Origin of the sequence: Cellulomonas sp. ES6, assembly GCF_030053835.1 — a bacterium.
Taxonomy (GTDB): Bacteria; Actinomycetota; Actinomycetes; order Actinomycetales; family Cellulomonadaceae; genus Cellulomonas.
The window spans coordinates 484,590-502,476 of the sequence record NZ_CP125655.1; the positions used below are offsets into that span (position 1 = coordinate 484,590).

Genomic DNA, 17,887 nt, shown 5'->3' on the forward strand with positions numbered 1-17,887 from the left:
CGTCGGCGTCGCTCAGCCGGTGAGCGCGTCCCGCACGGCCGCCCGGACGCGGGCCCTGTCCTGCAGCGCGCGCACGCGGCGGGCGGACGCGCCGTGAGCCCAGTCCCACCAGACGTGGTCGGTGCCGCGGGCGAGCGCCCACCCCGCGACGGCGGCCGCGTCGAGGCCCGCCCGGTCGGCGACCAGCCGCGTCCGGTCCGTGAGCGCGGCCGCCGGGTCCGACGAGCGCCACGGGTCCCCCACCTGCTCGATGAGCGGCGCCGGGTCGAAGGCGGGGTCGCCGCGCAGCGCCTTCGGGTCCAGCGCCACCCAGCCGTCCGGCCCGCGCAGCAGGTTGCCGGGGTTGAGGTCGCCGTGCAGGGCGACCACCCGCGGCGGTTCCGGGCGGCGCAGCTCCTCCGCGCCCGCCCGCAGCAGGCCCGTGTCCACGCGGACGCCGGCCCGGGCGGCCTCGGCCGCCCGCTGCTCCGCGAGGTCGGCCCACCCGGCGGCGACGTCACGCAGCGCCGGCAGCCCCGCCGGCACGGGTGCCGCGTGCAGCACCCGCAGCACGTCCGCGCCCGCCGCGAGCCGCGCGGCCACCGGCGTGCGGACCGCCCGCATCGGCGTCCCCGGCCGGACACGCTCCAGCAGCAGCGCCCAGTCGGGCTCGTGGTGCGCGACGAGCCGCACCGCGCCGCCGGCGGCGTGCGCGCCCGGCCCCCCGGCCGTCGCCCGCTGCCACGCGCGCAGCACGGTCGCCTCGTGGCGCGCCTCGTCGTGCGGGAACGACACCTTGAGCACCAGGTCGGCGCCGTCCGGCCCGGTCGCCGGCGCGCACCACGAGACGGAGCCCGACGGGAACGGGTCCCCCAGCGTCAGGTCCCAGCGGCGCACCGCGCGGTCGACGAGACGCGGCAGCCGTGCGAGCCACTGCGCGCCGCCCGGGCTCCGGCCCGCTCCGCCGAGCAGCGCCGCCGGCAGCTCCGGTGCCGGGAGGCCGTCGCCGGCCGGGCGCGCCACACCGGCAGCGGATGCGGCGGCGGCGCCGGACGGGCCAGACTCGCGGGACACGGGCGACACGCTAGAGGTGGACGAGGGCCGGCCGCATGGAGACGTACCGCAAGCAGCGCGCCGGGGCGCCGGCGGGGTTCTTCGCGTGCGAGGCGGCGGGGCTGCGCTGGCTGGCCGTGCGCGGTGGCGCGCCCGTCGTCCCCGTGCTCGGCGTGGGGGCCGATCACCTCGACCTGGAGCGCCTGCCCGAGGTCGCGCCCAGCCGCCGCGCGGCCCGTGAGCTCGGCGCGCGGCTCGCGGTGACCCACGACGCCGGCGCGCCGCGGTTCGGCTCCCCGCCGCCGGGCTGGGACCGCGACGGGTTCTTCGGCCCGCTCGACCAGCCCCTGCCGATGCCGGCGGGCGACCACGACCGGTGGGGCGCGTTCCTGGCGGACCGCCGGATCGAGCCGATGGCGGAGCTCGCCGCGCGGCGGCGCGCGCTCCCGCCCGCGGACCTGGAGGCGCTCGCGCGGCTGGCTGAGGTGCTGCGGGGCGGGGACCTCGACGACGACGAGCCCCCTGCGCGGCTGCACGGCGACCTGTGGTCGGGCAACGTGCTGTGGACGCCTGTGGGCGCGACGCTCATCGACCCGGCCGCGCACGGGGGCCACCGCGAGACGGACCTCGCCATGCTGGCCCTGTTCGGCTGCCCGCACCTCGACGAGCTCCTGGACGCGTACCAGGAGGTCCACCCGCTGCGCCGCGGCTGGCAGCGCCGGGTCGCGCTGCACCAGGTGTACCCGGTGGGCATGCACGCGGTGCTCTTCGGCGGCGGCTACGCCGCGCAGCTCCGCCGGCTCGTCGCGCCGTACGTCTGACCCACCGCTCGCCCCGGCCGGTGCCGGGGTCCGGCACCACGGCGGCCCCGGGCGGCGGCACCCTGGGGGTGCACCGCTCCGGGGCCGCCGGCGCCAGGTGGCAGCATCCGTACGCCACCGTCCGTCGCGCCCGCTTGTCCTTCTCCCGCGCGACCTGAACCGTCCCGGCCTCGTTGAGGACCGTCGGTGACGAGCCACCCGTCCCGCGTCCGTCCAACCCTCGTGAGGGAAGCGTGCTCCGCGTCCGGGCCGGTCCCTCCCGCGGTGGGATGCTGCCACCACCGCGCGGACCGGGAGCCCGAGTCTCGCAGGGTAGAGCGCACGGGGGCCAGGGTTTATTCCGGCGGGCGCCCGGCGGCCGTCCGGCGCCGTCCGGCGGACGGGTATCCCGAGGTCAGCGGCTCAGGAACCGCGCGCCGAAGTGGTCGAAGGTGGCCGGCAGCGGGTCGTGCGCCAGGTGGCGCGCCCGCGGGAACGTCAGGTCCAGCTCCGCCAGGCGCGCGAGCAACCGCCCCGCGACGAGCAGGACGACGTTCCTGCCGGGGCAGGACACCGGGCCGCCGCTGAAGGGCAGCAGGCCCCAGTCGGCGTCGGCGCGGCCGTCCAGCCACGCCGCGGGCTCGAACCCGTGTGCGAAGGCCAGCCGGTCGGGATCGCGGTGCACGAACGCGCTCACGACCGCGAACCCGGTGCCCGCGGGCAGCTCCCGGGAGCCCCACACCGTGGGGGCGGTGGCGTCGCGCAGCACGACGAACGTCGTGGGCCACAGCCGCACCGACTCCAGGACGCTGCCCCGGGCGTACGGCTGCATCGCGGCGCCCGACGCCGCCTCCTCGCGGAGCCGCTCCCGCACGTCGGGACGGGAGGCCGCGACGGCCAGGGCGCGCAGCACGGCCGCGCCGGCGGCGTCGAAGGCGAAGAGCCACTGCGGCACCTGGCCCGCCGGATCGGCACCGGCGGGCGACTGCGCCGCGCGCGCGACGAGGCTGCCGGGCTCGGCCCGGTCCGCGTAGGCGCGCAGCCGGTCGGCCAGCTCGTGCCGCAGGCGGGACCGGCGCGGCTTGAGGAACGCCCAGTTCGCGTCCTCGCGCAGCGCCCAGATCACGTCGGTCACCCGCTCGTCGTCCCGTGCGCCCGCGCCCAGCACCACGCTGCGCACGATGCGCCAGAACGCGGGGGCGAACGCGGACCAGTCCAGGACCCCCGCCGCCCGGACCTGCGCGGCGAGCGCCTCCGCCTCGCGGTCGACCGCGGCGAGCAGCGCCTCGGCGTCACGGTGCACGGGCTCCGACGTGTCGAGCGCCTGCTCGTTCAGCAGACGCCGCTCGGGGCGCAGGGCCGACGGCTGGATGAGGACGGCGTCGGGCTGGAAGTGCCGCAGCGCCGCCCGCTTCTCCCGCGACGCGGGGCTGAAGGGCTCCGGGGACCGAGCGAGCAGGGCGCCGACGTCGTCGGCGTGCAGCGGGAGCACCATGCGCCGCGGGCCGAGGTCGAGCACGACGGGCGCCCCGCCGTGCTCGTCGCGCAGCGCACGCAGCAGCGCGGCCGCGCTGCGGTCCGTCTGCCGACGCTCCGCCCAGGCCGTCACGCGGGGCCGGCGCACGATGGCGCCCTGCGCGACGAGCGGCCCGAGCACGCGCGCGGCCACGGCGAGGCTGCGGGTCGCTCCCAGGTCGACGGGCGTGCGCGGGCTGACGGCACCGGGCGGGGCCGGCGGGGCGGTGGCGCGGGCGTCGGGCACGGGATCTCCTCGCGAGGTCGGGACCACGGACAGCCCCGCCCGGTCGCCGGGAGGGCGCTCTCCCAGGGGTAGCACGGCCCGCCCGGGCCCGCACCGGGAGCGCCCGGGCGTCGGCACCGCCGCGACGGCCCGGACCTGCGCGTCTAGCCTGGAACCGATGTCCGACCCGAGCACCCCCACCCCCGACCCCGCCGACCGGCCCTCCGGTCCGCGGCAGCCGGGACCGGCCCCCTCCGTGCCCGGCCCGGCGGGTCCGGCCCGCCGCGGCGCGTCGGGCGGACGTGCCCGCCGGTGGCTGCCGCGCATCGTGCTGGGCCTGGTCGCGGTGCTCGTCGCGCTCGGGTTCGGCGTGACGACGGCGAGCGCAGACCTCAGCCTCGGCCCGCACGAGGCCCGGTACGAGGTCACCACGGACTCGACCATCACGATCGACCTCGGGCCGCTCGGCACCCTGCGGATCGACTCGCCGCTGCCGCTGGGGCTCGGCACCCGGGTGGTGGTCGAGGAGATCCCGGCCGACGTGGACGCGCTGCAGGGTGTCGACACGCTCCAGGCGCTGACCGGCGACCTGAACGCCTACCTGCAGTTCTTCACCGGCCCGCAGGCCACCGTCGAGGACGCGGCGCGCGCCCTGGCGGCGGACGCCGGCCGGCGCTCGCTCGTCGCGCTCGCCGTCCTGCTCGCCGTGTGGTTCGGCGGCCGGGCGCTGCTGGGGGCCGCCCGCCGGCACGAGCTCGGGGCACGGATCGCACCGCACCGGCGGCAGATCGTCGGCGGCGCCACGGCCGTCGTGCTCGTCGGTGCCCTGCTGACGTCGAGCGACGAGGACCGGTCGCGCGCCGAGGAGGACGCGCAGGCCGCGTCCGCCGTGTTCGACGGCACGCCGCTCGAGGGCGCGCGCATCACAGGGCGGCTCGGGGGCATCGTCGACACCTACGGCGGGCTGGTCGTGCGGGCGCTGCGCGAGAACGACGAGTTCTACCAGGAGGCCGACGACGCCCTCGTCGCCGCGTGGGCGGACTGGGAGGACCGCGAGGCGGCCGCCGCGGCCCGCCCGTCACCGAGCGCGGGCCCGAGCGCCCGACCCTCCGGCTCGCCGGACGCCTCCCGCTCCCCCGCGGCGTCGGCCTCCCCGGCGTCGCCGACGCCGTCCCCGTCGCAGGACGCCGACGCCGAGCCGGTCACGCTGCTCGTCGTGTCGGACCTGCACTGCAACGTCGGCATGGCCCCGCTCATCACGTCGATGGCGGAGCTGTCCGGGGCGCAGATCGTGCTCGACGCCGGCGACACCACGATGAACGGCACCTCCGTCGAGCAGTACTGCGTCAGCACGTTCGCGCGCGCGATCCCCGACGGCGTCGACCTCATCACCGCCCCCGGCAACCACGACTCGGCCGAGACCACCGCGCAGTACGCGCGCGCGGGCGCCACCGTGCTCGACGGCGCCGTGATCGAGGCCCGCGGCCTGCGGATCCTCGGCGACCACGACCCGAAGGCGACCCGGCTGATCGTCGAGCAGACCCAGGACGAGTCGTACGCGGAGGTCGGCGCCCGCCTGTCCCAGGTCGCGTGCGACGACGGCGCCGGAGTCGACCTCGTGCTGTTCCACAACCCGCGCTCGGCGCCCGCGATGCTCGCCGACGGCTGCGTGCCCGCCCTGGTGTCCGGCCACATGCACACGCGCACGGACCCGGAGCAGGTCGGCGAGGGCATCCGCTACATCTCGTCGTCGACCGCCGGCGCGCAGGAGAACGAGCCCCGCATCGGCCCCCTCAAGGGGACAGCCGAGATGACGCTGCTGCGCTGGGACCCCGACGCGCGCCGCATCCTCGACTGGCAGCTCGTCGAGATCGGGACCGACGCGAGCGCGACCGTCCACGACCGGGAGCGCTGGCCGGTCGTCGTCCCGGACCCCGACCCGGAGGCCGACGAGGACGAGGCCCCGGCCGGCACCCCGACGCAGGACGTCACGGAGCCCCCGGGCGGCTGACCGGCCTCCTCCCTCCCTGCGGGGCCTCCCGGACCCTGCGTGCCGCGCCGCCCGGTTCCGTCCTCGCCGACCGCGCCCGGCGCCCGCCCGCACGGCGGCACGGGGACACCGCCACGACACGCGCGTCCGGCCCGTGAGACGCACCGGCCGCGGGCGGTGACGGGGTGGCCGGCACCGTGCGAGACTCGCCGCCATGTCGACCGCGCACCTCGCCTGCCGCCCGCTGCGGCGCGGGTGCGCGCGTGCGCTCTGTCGGGCCTGACCGCCTCCCCAGCCGTCAGCCACCCCGCGGGACCACCGTCCCGCCCGCCGCGCGTCACCGCCGGCGGCCCGCCCGAGGAGCACCGTCGTGTCCGTCCTGAGCCCCGCCCTCCCGTCCGCCCGTCCCCTGCCCGTCACCGCGCCCCGGACGGCGCCGCGTCCCGCGACCGCCCCGTCCCGCGCACCGCACGACCCCCGCGCCCTGCGCCGGGCGGCCGTCCCCGAGCCCGCCCGCACTGCCGTGTCCGACGACCTGCGCCGGTTCGAGGCCCTGCTCGCCGCCCTCCCCGTCGGACCGGCGGTCGTGGTCGACGTGCCCGGGCGCAGGCTGCTGGTCGACGGCCGCGCCGTGGACCTCACCCGCCAGGAGTTCGACCTCGTCACGTACCTGGCCCGGTCCGCCGGCCGGGTCGTCAGCCGCTCCGAGCTGTACGGGGCGGCGTGGCGCACCCGCGACCTCGCCGAGGGCACCCGCACGGTGGACGTCCACGTGCGACGGGTCCGCGCGAAGTCGGAGCTGGACGGGCTGATCACGACCGTGCGCGGCGTCGGCTACCGGCTGAACCCGATCGACGGGCTCCGCGTCCAGGAGGGCTGACGGCGCGGTCCGGGGCTGCGGTGGCGGGACCCCGCGCTCGGGGCGACGCTGGCGTGGGGTGCGGGACGAGCGCCCCGTCCACCCGGCGCACCCGCAGGAGGACCCGTGTCGCAGGACGACGCCAGCAGCGAGCGGACCACCACGCCCGACCCGGACGACCCGCGCAAGCCGGACTCCCCCGACGACCTCACGCGGCGGTCCTGGCGCTACGTGCTGCGCACGACCGTCCGGGAGTTCCAGCACGACCAGTGCGCCGACCTCGCGGCGGCCCTCACGTACTACGCGGTGCTCGCGCTGGCCCCGGCGCTGCTCGCCCTGGTCTCGGTGCTCGGCCTGGTCGGCGACGGCGAGCAGCTGGTCGAGGAGGTGCTGCGCACCGTCCGCGAGTCCGGGCCGGAGGGCGCGGCCGACACGCTCGACCCGATCCTGTCCGGCATCGCCGCGAGCCCCGGCGCCGGCCTGGCGTTCGTGCTGTCGCTCGTGCTCGCGCTGTGGTCCGCGTCCGGGTACGTCGCGGCCTTCAGCCGGGGCATGAACCGGGTGTACGAGATCGACGAGGGCCGCCCGATCTGGAAGCTGCGCCCGGTCCTGCTGCTGGTGACGCTCGTGCTCGTGCTGTTCGCGGTCGCCGTCGTCCTGGCGCTGGTGGTGTCCGGGGACGTCGCGCGGTCCGTCGGGGACGCGATCGGGGTCAGCGACGCCACCGTCACCGTGTGGAACATCGCGAAGTGGCCGGTCGCGCTCGTCCTGGTGGTGCTGGCGGTCGCGATCCTCTACTACGCGACGCCGAACGTGCAGCAGCCGAGGTTCCGCTGGATCAGCCCCGGCGCGGGGGTCGCCGTGGTCGTCTGGCTGCTCGCCTCGGCGGCGTTCGGGTTCTACGTGGCGAGCTTCGGGTCGTACGACAGCACCTACGGCTCGCTGGCGGGGGTCATCATCCTGCTGCTGTGGCTCTGGCTGACGAACCTCGCGCTGCTGTTCGGCGCGGAGATGGACGCGGAGGTGGAGCGGGGACGCGAGCTGCAGGGCGGCATCGCGGCGGAACGCACGATCCAGCTCCCGCCGCGCGACACGCGGGCCAGCGACAAGCGCCGCGCGAAGGCCGAGGAGGACGTCCGGCGGGGGCGCGAGCTGCGGCAGTCCCGCGCCGGACGCCGGCCGCGGTGACCTGCGCACCGTCCTGACGAACGAACGAACGAACGAGCGGACGGGCGGACGGGCGGCGGCGCTCACCCCGCCCCGGTGCCCACGAACTCCCAGTGCCACGGCTCCTGGGGGCCGGACCCGCCCGGACCCATCGCCTCGGGGTGGACCCAGCCGTGCTCCGGCCCGTGCTCGGCCATCCACCGGTAGAGCGGCGAGTCGAACCGGCCGACACCTCCGAAGCCCCGGAAGTCGACCGCGACGCCCCAGCCGTGGTGCGAGCGCCCGGGCGGCGCGGCGAGCGACCCCTTGGCCTGCCGCACGGACACCTGCGCCGCGAAGGTCCGGTAGGTGTCCCCCACCGGGAGCGAGGAGCCGTGCTCCGCGCGGAACTCCGCGTCGAGCGCCACGAGCGCGTCGACCGCGTCGCAGCGCAGGCGGGCGCCCTCCGCGAACGGCACCGGGCACAGCAGCGCCGGGTCCAGCGTCCCGTCGGCGCGCAGCGGCCCCGACGCCGCTGACGGCGAGCCGGCACCCGGGGCCGCCGCCCGCGCGAAGGCCTCCGCGCGCCGGCCGGCGTCCGCCGCGGCCGCCTCCAGGGCGGTGAGCCCGTCGGTGACCGCGACCGGCCCGGGCGCGGGGCCGGCCCGCTCGACCGCGAACGACAGCCGGAAGACGTCGGCCGCCGCCGCGCGGACGTCCGCCGCCACCGCGACGCGCTCCCCGGGCGTGCCCGCCGTCGGGGCGGGGTCGCCGTCCGCGCCGGACGCGCTGGCCGTGCCGGGAGCGCCGTCCAGGCCGGACGGGCCGGACGGGCCGGACACCTGCGCAGACGGACCGGCCGACCGTCCCACCGGCACCGGGTGCGCCACGGCGACCGCCCCGCCCAGCCGCGCGGACGCGTCGCGCAGCGTGGTCACCGCGTCGTCGAGGTCGGCGAGGCCCGGGCGGGGTGCCGGGGCGATCCGCAGCGCGTCGACGCCGTCGGCGGCCTGCAGCGCCGCCCGGGCCAGCAGCAGCGACTCGGTCGCCACCCGCTGCGCCTGGGCCCGGGCCTGGGCGCCGAGCCGGAGGCCCTCCGCGTCGGCGGCGCCGCCGGACGACGGGACCGGGGACGACGACGGTGCGGGGGACGACGACGGGACGGGGGACGTCGACCCCGCGGTGCGCTGCGGTCCTCCGGGGCCGGTGACGCCGCGCTCGGCCGCGACGGCCCGCTCCGTGCCCGCCCCGCCACCGCCGCCACCGCTGCCGCCCGCACCGCCCGCGGCGGCGGCCACGGCCAGGCCCACCACCGTCACGCCGCGCGCCGTGCCGCGCAGCACCCTCGCCGCCGGTCCGAGGCTCGCCCGTCCCTCCCGCCGGTGGCGGGGCGCCCGACCGGACCTCGCGACCATCGCGGCTCCCGGGAGTGCGCGGGGCGGAGCGTCCCGCACGGACGCGGCGACCGGGATCCCGGCCCCGCGGCGGCTCGCGCGGCGAGCCGTCCTCCTCACGCTAGGAACGCCCCGCAGGGGTGTCAACGCCCGCCGGTCCGCGGCCGCCGTGACGCGGGCGACCGGCCCGGTCCGGCGTCGCCGGGCTCACGCGTCGTCGCGCTCACACGTCGTCGCGGGCACGCTCCGCCGACCGCACCCGCGCCTCGGACCGCTCGGCGGCCCGGTGGGCGGACGTGCGCGCGGACCTCGCCCGTCGCAGCTCCAGGCCGGCCTCCCTCGCGGCGCCCTCGGCCTCGGCGAGCACCTCCCGCAGCCGCGCGATCTCCGCCCGGGTCGACTCGACCTCGTCCGCGAGCTCGGCGGCACGTCGATCCGCCGCCTCGACCCGCGCGTCGGCCTCGTCGCGCGCCGCCCGGTCGGCGGCAGCGGCCTCGCGGGCGAGCGCGACGTCCGCGTCGGCGGCACGGCGCGCCGCGTCCCGGCGCCGAGCGGCCTCCTGCGCGCGCGCCGCCTCGCGCGCCTGCTCCTCCTCGCGCGCCTGCTCCGCCTCCCGGGCCTGCTCCGCCCCGCGGGCCTGCTCCGCCTCCCGGGCCCGCTCCGCCCCGCGCGCCCGCTCCGCCTGCCGGCTCCCCGCCGTCCCCCGCGCGGCCGGTGTGCCCCGCCCCGTCGAGCCGGCGCCGTCCCCGCGGACCACCCGGGCGGGCCCGCCGCCGGGCCGCTCGGGCTCCTCCGCCGTGATCAGCCGCCCGCGCCGGCGGGACGCGGGCCGCGCCGGCCGCTCGTCGGGTGCCACCGGGTCGCCCACCTCCCGCAACGGCGTGCGCCGCTGCGGCGCACCCTCCAGCGCGGGTGCCCCGGGGACGGCGGTCGCGCCGGTGACGTCCACGGGCTCGAACCCGGAGGAGAACAGGTCGCGCACCAGCAGCCCCGTCGCGACCGCAGCCGCGGCGTCCGGGTCGCCCATCGCCGCACGCAGCGTGGCCTCGACCTGCCCGCGGGCGGCCGCACCGCCCGGAGCGGAGCCGTCGGCGGCGAGGGACAGCGCCACGGGGACGACAGAGGCCAGAGCCTGCTGCTGCTGGGCGTGCAGCGCGCGCAGGTCGGCACCGGCGAGCGCGGACTGGGCCTCGCGCAGCCGCACCCCGAGGTCCAGCAGCCGTGCGAGGTCCTCCGGGTGGTGCCGCAGCAGCAGGTTCACCGCCGCGGCCGCGGTGGACGGCTTGCGGAGCCCCGCCACGGCGCGCGCCAGCTCGCGGTCGCCGGCAGCCCGGGCCGCCCGTACGGCAGCAGTCCGCTCCGCTGTGAACCGCGCGGGCGGCACGCCGTACAGGTCCGCTGCCGCGCGCACCAGCCCCGGGTCCGCCTCCGTCTCGTCCGCCACGGGTCCTCCTCCCCCGGCCCACCCTGCCGGACCGCGTCCGGCCCGGCCACACACCGTGGCGTGGACCGGCGCGTCCCGCGGCGCGGACGGCGTCCCCGGCGCCACGCACCGGCGATAGCCTCGGCCGGGACGCGCGGGAGGACGGTGGCACGGTGCCGGGTGGGTTCGAGATCGGCCGCGACGGACCGTCGGCCGTGGTGGTCGGGGTGGACGGGTCGGACCCGTCCCTGCGGGCGGTGGCCTACGCGGCCGGGGTGGCGCGGCGCCAGCGCAGCCGGCTCGTCCTGGTCTACGCGCGGGAGCCCGCCGGGGGCCTGGCGTCGCTCATGGACAGCACGGGCACCGGCATCGCGGCGGCCGTGCTGCACCAGGACGACGTGCAGCGTCAGGTCGAGGGCATCGTCGCGCTCGGCGCCGCCGAGGGCATCCCTGCCGAGCTCGTCGTCCGCGCCGGGGACCCGTACCAGGTGCTGTCGGCCGTGGCCCACGAGGTGCGCGCCGACAGCGTCGTGGTCGGGTCGTCCGCGAGCATCGGCCACCGCGTCGCCGGTTCGCTGGCGGTGCGGCTCGTCCGGAACGCGCGCTGGCCGGTCACCGTCGTGCCCTGACCCCACCGCGCCGCGCCCCGGCCGCGCCCCCGTCCGAGGAGCGCCTCCTCAGCCGGCCGCCCGCAGCAGCCCCGACGCCCACGCCACCGCCGTGTCGAGCGTGACGTAGCCGCGGTCGGTGAAGAACACCGTCAGCGCCGGGGGCGGTGCAGGGCCAGGAAGAACCCCAGCCCGCTGACCACGATGCCCGCGGTGAACCCGGCGATCGACGCGTGGTCGACGGCGAAGCCCATGAGCCAGAACCCGCCCAGCATCAGGGTGAAGCAGAACAGGAACAGCAGCACGCGGGCGGCCGGGGGCGGCGGGGGCTGCTCCTCGGTGACGCGGGCGCGCTCGATCTCGTCGGCCTGCGAGGCGGACATGCGATGACCTCCTGGTGGGGCGCCCGGCAGCGGGGCCGGGCGGGGCGGGTGGGGCCGACATCCGGCCCCGTCGACGCTAGGCGCGGGCGACGCGGCCTGCCACCGGACGGGATCAGGCGTCGACGGCGCCGTCGTCCCCGGCGGGCCGGGTGGACGCGCCGTGCACGGCGACCTTCGCCCGGTCCGGGAGCACGGCCGCCGCGACGGCCTGCAGCCGGGCTTGGAACGAGCGCACGACGACCTCGGCCTTGCCGGCCACCAGCCCCTCGAACGCCTGGTCGGCGACGTCGGCCGGGTCGTCCTGCGGTCCGCGGCCCACCGGGGTGTCCTCCATGCCCGCGCGCTCGAAGAACCGGGTGTCGGTGGGACCGGGCAGCAGCGAGGTGACGGTCACGCCCGTGCCGGACAGCTCGTGCCGCAGCGCCTGGGCGAACGAGTGCACGAACGCCTTCGAGGCCGCGTAGGTGGCGTACCAGGGACCCGGCACGAGCGCGGCCGTCGACGCGGTCACCAGGACCCGGCCGGCGCCGCGCCCGACCATCTCGGGCACCAGCGCCTTCGCGAGCCGCACGGTGCCGACGACGTCCAGCGCGATCACGGCGAGGTCGCCCTCCAGCGGCGTCTCGACGAACGCGCCGCCGCGACCGGTGCCGGCGTTGAGCGCGAGCGCGTCCACCGGACGCCCGGTCGCCCGCACCTCGGCGACCAGCGCGTCGACGCCCTCCGCGGTCGCGAGGTCCACCCGGACGGGCCGGACGGCGGCCCCCGAGGCCCCGAGGGCGTCCGCGGCGACGGCCAGCTCCGCCTCGTCCGCCGCCACCACCAGGTCGAACCCCTCCTCGGCGAACCGGCGGGCGAGCTCCAGGCCGATGCCGCTGGAGGCACCCGTCACGACGGCGAGCGGGCGGACCGCGGGAGGGCCGGCGGTCGCGCGCGCCGACGCGACGGGGTCGGTCACGTCGGTGGCGGCTCCGGGCGTGGTCTCGGACATGGCTGCTCCCGCTGAGGTCCCGGGGGCCCCGACCCGACCCGCTCCCCGCGACGCTAGGCGCCGCCCCGGCGGGCTGCCACCCGGCCGGGTGTCGCAGGCAGCGGCTAGCATCTCGCCCTTGTGAGCCGCCTCGTCGACGCCGTCGCGCCCCCGCGGCTCGGCGTGCCGTTCCGGTGGCTGCTCGCGTCGTCGTGGGTCAGCAACGTGGGCGACGGCATCGCGCTCGCCGCCGGGCCGCTGCTCGTGGCCTCGCTGACCTCCGACGCGCGGCTCGTGGCACTCGGGGCGACCCTGCAGTGGCTGCCCCCGCTGCTGTTCGGCCTGCTCGCGGGAGCTCTGGCCGACCGCTGGGACCGCCGCCGGATCGTGCTGGTCGTCAACGTGGCCCGCGCGGTCGTCCTCGCCACGCTCGCCGTCGCGGTGGCCGGCGGCCACGCCACCGTCGGCCTCGTCCTGGGCCTGCTGTTCCTCCTCGGGACCGCCGAGGTGTTCGCCGACAACGCCGCGCAGACGTTCCTGCCGATGCTCGTGGCGCGCGACGACCTGGCCGTGGCGAACGCCCGCCTGCAGACGGGCTTCATCACGCTCAACCAGCTCGCCGGCCCGCCCGTGGGCGCCGCGCTGTTCGCCGCCGGGGCCGCGTGGCCGGCCGCGGGCCAGGCGCTGATCGTGTCCGCGGCGGCCGTGCTCGTCGCGCGGATCGTCCTGCCGCCGCACCGGCCCGACCCGGCCGCCCGGCAGCACCTCGGCCGGGACATCGTGGAGGGGCTGCGCTGGGTGCGCCACCACGCCGCCGTGCGGACCCTGGTGCTGACGATCTTCACGTTCAACATCACCTTCGGGGCCGCCTGGTCGGTGCTCGTGCTGTACGCCACGCAGCGCCTGGGGCTCGGGTCCGTCGGCTTCGGGCTGCTCACCACCGTCAGCGCCGTCGGCGGGCTCGCCGGCACGGCGGCCTACGGGTGGATCACGCGACGCGTCTCGCTCGGGAACCTCATGCGGATCGGGCTCGTCGTCGAGACCCTCACGCACCTCGGCCTCGCGCTGACCCGGCAGCCCGCCGTGGCGCTCGCCATCTTCTTCGTCTTCGGCGCGCACGCGTTCGTCTGGGGCACCACGTCGGTCACCGTGCGGCAGCGCGCCGTCCCGCGCGCGCTCCAGGGTCGCGTCGGCGCGGTCAACACGGTGGGTGTCTTCGGCGGCCTCGTCCTCGGGTCCGGGCTGGGCGGGGTGCTCGCGGAGCGGTACGGCGTGGCGGCGCCGTTCTGGTTCGCGTTCGCGGGGTCGGCCCTGTTCGTCGCGCTCATCTGGCGCCAGCTCCGGCACGTCGCGCACGCGGACGAGCGCGAGGCACCCCTCCCGGAGGGCTGACCCCGCCCGACGCGCGGGCCCGTCCCCGGGCACGCGCACGCCCCGCGGCGTCAGGCGGGTGCCGGGGTGTCCGCGAGCCCTGCGATCGGCTTCGTGCGCGAGCGACCCGCGGCGTCCTTCAGGACCACGTACTTGAGGTCGACGTGCGGCTCCAGGGCGCTGAACTTGTCGTTCGGCGCGCCGATGACGAGCTGGAACCCCAGGCCCCGCCACGCGCCGACCGCCCGCCCGGTGAACCGCGCGTCGGCCTTGATGAGGGCCTCGTCCAGGAACACCGGGGCGTACCGCGGGCGCTCCGCCCCGGCGTCGCCGAGCTGGTACCGCAGCGCGGCGCCGACGATGAACGCCACGAGCTCCTGGGACTCACCGCCGGACTTCTCCCCGATGTGGTCGTAGAGCGCCACGTGGTTGCCGTCCAGGTCGGTCTTCTCGGCACTGAGCCGCACGTGCCGGCGCACGTCGACGAGGTCCGCGAAGTCCGGGGCGGTGCGCCGGATCCGGTCGACGACCTTCGCCATGCGCAGGTAGCGGCGCTCGCGCTCCGCGTCCGTCGCCTCGGTGGACAGCTCCTCGCGCAGGTCGCGCAGCTCCTTGCGGAACCGGGCGACGACGGTGGACTGGGTGTCGCGGGCGTCGATGCGCAGGCGGTGGTCGTCGTCGGCGAACGGCAGGTCCGCGAGGATGTCGTTGACCGGCCGGATGCGCTCCTTGATCTCCCGCACGGACCGGGCGAGCGCGTTGTGCAGGTCCGTCAGGTCGTTGCCGGACAGCCGCAGCAGGCTCCGGCGCCACTCCCCCTCGAGCTCGTGCAGCGCGCTGGTCTCGAGCTCGGTGAGGATCCGCTCGAAGTCCCCGTACGACTCCTCGGGGTCGGTGCCGAGGTTCGGGTCCGGCCACCGCTCGACGAAGGTCTCGAACGTGCGGCGCAGCGCGTCCCGGGACGCGCCGACCACGCCCTCGGCCGCCTGGCGGTCGGCCCGGAGCAGCTCGGCGGCGTGCGCCACCGTGCCGTCGAACGCGGCGAGCGCCTGGACGGGCGCGGCGTCGGCCGGGACGTCCGCCCCGGCACCGCCGAGCAGCTGCTCGAGGTAGGCGCGCTGCTCCGGCTCGGCTGTCGTGCCCGCGTCCTGCGCGTCGTCGAGCGCCTGCTGGGCGCGGTCGACCTCGTCCGTGGTGTCCGACCAGGAGGCGGTGAGCCGCTCGGCGTCGCCCTTGGCGCGGCCCAGCTTCTCGGTGAGCGCGGCGACGGTGACGTCGAGCTCGTCCGCGCGCCGCTGCAGGCGCACCACCTCGGGGTTGCCGGACGTGACGTCCTCGATGACCTGCGTCCAGCGGGCCCGCTCGGCGTCCACGGCGGCGACGTCCACCTGCTCCCAGGTGACCGCGACCACGGCCTCGTAGGCGCGGCGGCGGGCGTCCTGCTCGTCCAGGCGGGCTGACGCGGCCTCGACGTCGCGCTCGGCGAGCTCGACGCGCCGCTCGGCCAGCTCGATCTCCCGGTCGAGCTGCGCGAGCCGCCGGGTGTTGGTGAAGCCGAGGACGTTCGCGCGTCCCTGGCCGCCGTGCGCACCCCGCAGCCCCTCGGAGACCTGGCCGGCGCGCGTCAGGGCCTTGGTGTGCTGCGCGAGCTCGCCGGGCGTGTCCACGCAGACGTAGGCGTGCCGGTCCGCGAGCTCGTTGCGCAGCCAGCCGCTGAACGGCCCGGACCGCAGCTCGAGCCGCCCGGGCAGCGTCCGCGGGTCGAGCGCGACGTCGGAGCGCTGCCCGGTGGGGACGCCCTGGTACCGCAGGCGCCTCCCGAGCCGCACGGCGTCGATCGCCCGGCGGAACGCCCCCAGACGCGCCGCGTCGACCAGCAGCGTCGTCGCGAAGCCGCCGAGCGCGAGGTTGAACGCGTCGCGCCACGGCTCGTGCTCGGTCCGCACCTCGAGCAGCTCGCCCACGAAGGGCAGCTCGTCGGCGGTCAGCCCCGCCGCCTCGGCGAGCGCGGCGCGCGCCCGCAGCAGGTCGCCGGGGATGCTGCCCTGCTGCCGCTCCGCCTCCGCCCGGTCGGCGCGCAGGCCGGCGAGCTCGCCGCGGGCGTCCTTGCGCTCGGCCATGGCCGCGCCGAGGCGCTCGCGCGCGTCCTGCTTCGCGCCGTCGTCGGCCAGCGCGGTGCGGGCCTGCTCGGCCAGCGCCTCGAAGTCGGCCGCGGTCGGCACCCCGACGCCGAGCACGTCGGCCAGCACCTCGTCGAGCCGGGCGCGGGCCACGGAGACGCGGGCGTGCCGGTCGTCGGTGGCGCGCAGCTCGCGCTGGGCGCGGGACAGCCGGTCGCCGCCGGACACCCACAGGGTCTCCTTGACGCCCTCGAGCTCCGCCCGGGCGGCCGCGATGCGCGCCGCGAGCTCGTCGGCCTCCCGCCGGGCCCCGTCGTGCCGGTGCTGCAGGTCGGCCTCGACGGCACGCAGCAGGCCGAGGCGGCGGTCGTGCCGCCACAGCGCGGCCGGGGAGGCGTCGTCGTCGAACGAACCGACCGACGCGATGACGCGCAGCCGCTCGGCGGCCTCCTCGGCGGCGGCGCGGTGCGCGCGGATCGGCTCCAGCGCCTTGACCTGCTGCCGCGCGGTGATCATCTGCTCGCGGGTGCCGGACAGCTTGTCGAACTGCTCGACGACCGCGTCCGCGGTCGCGAACGTGCTCGGCTCCTCCAGCACCATCGCCTTGTAGAGCGCGTCGACGGTCGTGATCTGCTGGCCGGCCTGGATGCGGCCGAGCAGCCCGACGGCCTTGCCGCCGTCGCCGGTCGCACCGATCCCGAGGGTCGAGTGCAGCCGCGCGGTGAACTCGCGGTCGGTGTCGAACGCGCCCAGGCCCGCCGCCGCGACGGCCGCCCGTCCGAACCGGTCGGCCGCCGCGGGCTCGAGGTCGCGCAGGTCGAAGCCGCCCTCGCGGGTCGCCCGCACCGCGGTGACGTCCTCCAGGGTCCGCGCCGCCGCGGGGACGTACCAGGCGCGCACGGCCGTGAACTCGCGGCCCGACTGGTCCGCCCACGTCATCGCGATCGCCGACCAGGTGTCCTGGCCGTCGCCGCGCAGCACCCGCTGGCGGGTGCCGTCCTCGGTGCGGGACTCGTCGAGCTTGCCGCGGGCGTAGGACAGGATGTTGCGCTGGTCCTTGCCGCGGGGCCGGCCCACGACGCCGCCGTTCGACGCGCCGTTGAACGGCGTGGTGTGGGGCATGAGGAGCGCGATGTACGCGTCCATCAGCGTCGACTTGCCCGAGCCCGACCCGCCGGACAGCAGCGTCGCCGTCGGCGCGAGGCGCACCCGGTGGTGGCCGTCGTACCCGCCCCAGTTCACGAGCTGCAGGTCCCGGGCGAGCCACTGCTGGCCCGTCGAGGCGGCCGGGATGAGGCCGAACAGCGTGTCGACCATGGTCATCGGGCGGGCTCCTCGTCCTGCGGTGCGGCGTCGTCCTGCGGCGCTGCGTCGTCCTGCGGTGCGGCGTGGTCGTCCGGGGCGTCCTCGTCCGCCGGCTCCGGCGTCCCGTCCTGCGGCACGGTCGCGGCGGGGCTGCGCAGCCACGCGCGCAGCTCCGTGAGCCGCTCGTTGCTCAGGACGATCTCGACCAGGGCGGTCACCCGGTAGCGCCCCTCGGACTCCTCCTCGATGACGCCCTCCTTGGCGAGCCGGGCGACCGCGCCCCGGATCTCGCGCTGGCGGGAGGCCACGTTCGTGTCGTCGGGGTCGTAGTAGGTCAGGGCCGTCTGCTCGAGCTCCTCCACGTCCACGCGCGCCGAGCTCTCGCCCGCCCCGCGCTCGCGCTGGAAGACCGTGCGCAGGTGCACCAGCACCAGCGTCTCGGCGCGGCTGTACGGCTCGTCGCGCAGCAGGACGGGCACGTCGAGCTCCGCCGAGCGGACCTGCCGCTTGTAGGCGATGCCGCGGTCGTGGTCGACCACCAGGTGCACGAACAGGTCGTGCAGCCGCGACTCGATCACCTGCTGGTGCGCGAGCAGCGTGCGCCACTGCGCGGGGTTCCGCTCCGCCAGCAGGAACCGGCGCTGGAGCAGCCGCACGAGGACGCGGCGGACGTCGGCGTCGAGCGTGCCGGAGTCGCCGGCGAACAGCTCCGCGGGGTCGTCCTCCATCGCGACCGGCGGGATGA

14 protein-coding genes are annotated in these 17,887 nt (G+C 77.9%); 6 read left to right on the forward strand and 8 right to left on the reverse strand.

Annotation, left to right across the window (positions count from 1 at the left end):
• Window positions 1-12: 12 nt before the first annotated feature.
• The gene (locus tag P9841_RS02330; protein ID WP_283320511.1) at window positions 13-1,053 is read right to left on the reverse strand and encodes an aminoglycoside phosphotransferase family protein; all 1,041 of its coding nucleotides are present in this window, start codon (window positions 1,051-1,053) and stop codon (window positions 13-15) included.
• Window positions 1,054-1,088: 35 nt separating this feature from the next.
• Between P9841_RS02330 and P9841_RS02335 the strand changes: the two genes are divergently transcribed.
• Window positions 1,089-1,853: a fructosamine kinase family protein gene (locus P9841_RS02335; protein ID WP_283320512.1), complete on the forward strand. Its 765-nt coding sequence runs from the start codon at window positions 1,089-1,091 to the stop codon at window positions 1,851-1,853.
• A 394-nt stretch (window positions 1,854-2,247) separates the two neighbouring features.
• Here P9841_RS02335 and P9841_RS02340 read toward each other — a convergent pair whose 3' ends face one another.
• Window positions 2,248-3,594 carry a cytochrome P450 gene (locus tag P9841_RS02340; protein ID WP_283320513.1) on the reverse strand — a complete coding sequence of 449 codons (1,347 nt, stop codon included), beginning with the start codon at window positions 3,592-3,594 and terminating at the stop codon, window positions 2,248-2,250.
• A 157-nt stretch (window positions 3,595-3,751) separates the two neighbouring features.
• On the opposite strand from P9841_RS02340, the gene P9841_RS02345 reads away from it, so the two are divergent.
• From P9841_RS02345 to P9841_RS02355, 3 genes are all read left to right on the forward strand, one after another.
• Window positions 3,752-5,584 carry a metallophosphoesterase family protein gene (locus P9841_RS02345; protein ID WP_283320514.1) on the forward strand — a complete coding sequence of 611 codons (1,833 nt, stop codon included), beginning with the start codon at window positions 3,752-3,754 and terminating at the stop codon, window positions 5,582-5,584.
• 349 nt (window positions 5,585-5,933) lie between these two features.
• Complete coding sequence (locus P9841_RS02350) at window positions 5,934-6,443, forward strand: winged helix-turn-helix domain-containing protein (protein WP_283320515.1); 510 nt, start codon at window positions 5,934-5,936, stop codon at window positions 6,441-6,443.
• A gap of 105 nt (window positions 6,444-6,548) precedes the next feature.
• Window positions 6,549-7,610, forward strand: coding sequence for a YihY/virulence factor BrkB family protein (locus P9841_RS02355; protein ID WP_283320516.1), 1,062 nt, complete (start codon window positions 6,549-6,551; stop codon window positions 7,608-7,610).
• Between the two features lie 62 nt (window positions 7,611-7,672).
• Here the strand turns inward: P9841_RS02355 and P9841_RS02360 are convergent, their stop codons facing one another.
• Together P9841_RS02360 and P9841_RS02365 are read right to left on the reverse strand one after the other, a co-directional pair.
• Window positions 7,673-8,887, reverse strand: a complete 1,215-nt coding sequence (locus tag P9841_RS02360) for a M15 family metallopeptidase (protein WP_283320517.1) — start codon at window positions 8,885-8,887, stop codon at window positions 7,673-7,675.
• 298 nt (window positions 8,888-9,185) lie between these two features.
• Window positions 9,186-10,406 carry a coiled-coil domain-containing protein gene (locus P9841_RS02365; protein WP_283320518.1) on the reverse strand — a complete coding sequence of 407 codons (1,221 nt, stop codon included), beginning with the start codon at window positions 10,404-10,406 and terminating at the stop codon, window positions 9,186-9,188.
• A 152-nt stretch (window positions 10,407-10,558) separates the two neighbouring features.
• Here P9841_RS02365 and P9841_RS02370 point away from each other — a divergent pair, with 152 nt between their 5' ends.
• Window positions 10,559-11,014, forward strand: coding sequence for a universal stress protein (locus P9841_RS02370; RefSeq protein ID WP_283320519.1), 456 nt, complete (start codon window positions 10,559-10,561; stop codon window positions 11,012-11,014).
• A 131-nt stretch (window positions 11,015-11,145) separates the two neighbouring features.
• On the opposite strand, the gene P9841_RS02375 is transcribed toward P9841_RS02370, so the two are convergent.
• A complete protein-coding gene (locus P9841_RS02375; protein ID WP_283320520.1) occupies window positions 11,146-11,376 on the reverse strand; it encodes a hypothetical protein in 231 nt (76 codons plus the stop codon).
• A gap of 112 nt (window positions 11,377-11,488) precedes the next feature.
• Window positions 11,489-12,367, reverse strand: a complete 879-nt coding sequence (locus P9841_RS02380) for an SDR family NAD(P)-dependent oxidoreductase (RefSeq protein WP_283320521.1) — start codon at window positions 12,365-12,367, stop codon at window positions 11,489-11,491.
• Window positions 12,368-12,487: 120 nt separating this feature from the next.
• Here P9841_RS02380 and P9841_RS02385 point away from each other — a divergent pair, with 120 nt between their 5' ends.
• Complete coding sequence (locus P9841_RS02385; RefSeq protein ID WP_283320522.1) at window positions 12,488-13,738, forward strand: MFS transporter; 1,251 nt, start codon at window positions 12,488-12,490, stop codon at window positions 13,736-13,738.
• Window positions 13,739-13,788: 50 nt separating this feature from the next.
• Here P9841_RS02385 and P9841_RS02390 read toward each other — a convergent pair whose 3' ends face one another.
• Both P9841_RS02390 and P9841_RS02395 read right to left on the reverse strand, forming a co-directional pair.
• On the reverse strand, window positions 13,789-17,160 hold the full coding sequence (locus P9841_RS02390; protein WP_283320523.1) for an ATP-binding protein: 3,372 nt from the start codon (window positions 17,158-17,160) through the stop codon (window positions 13,789-13,791).
• The gene (locus tag P9841_RS02395; protein ID WP_283321831.1) at window positions 17,157-17,870 is read right to left on the reverse strand and encodes a DUF4194 domain-containing protein; all 714 of its coding nucleotides are present in this window, start codon (window positions 17,868-17,870) and stop codon (window positions 17,157-17,159) included. Before P9841_RS02395 ends, P9841_RS02390 begins: the two co-directional genes overlap by 4 nt.
• Window positions 17,871-17,887: the final 17 nt, after the last annotated feature.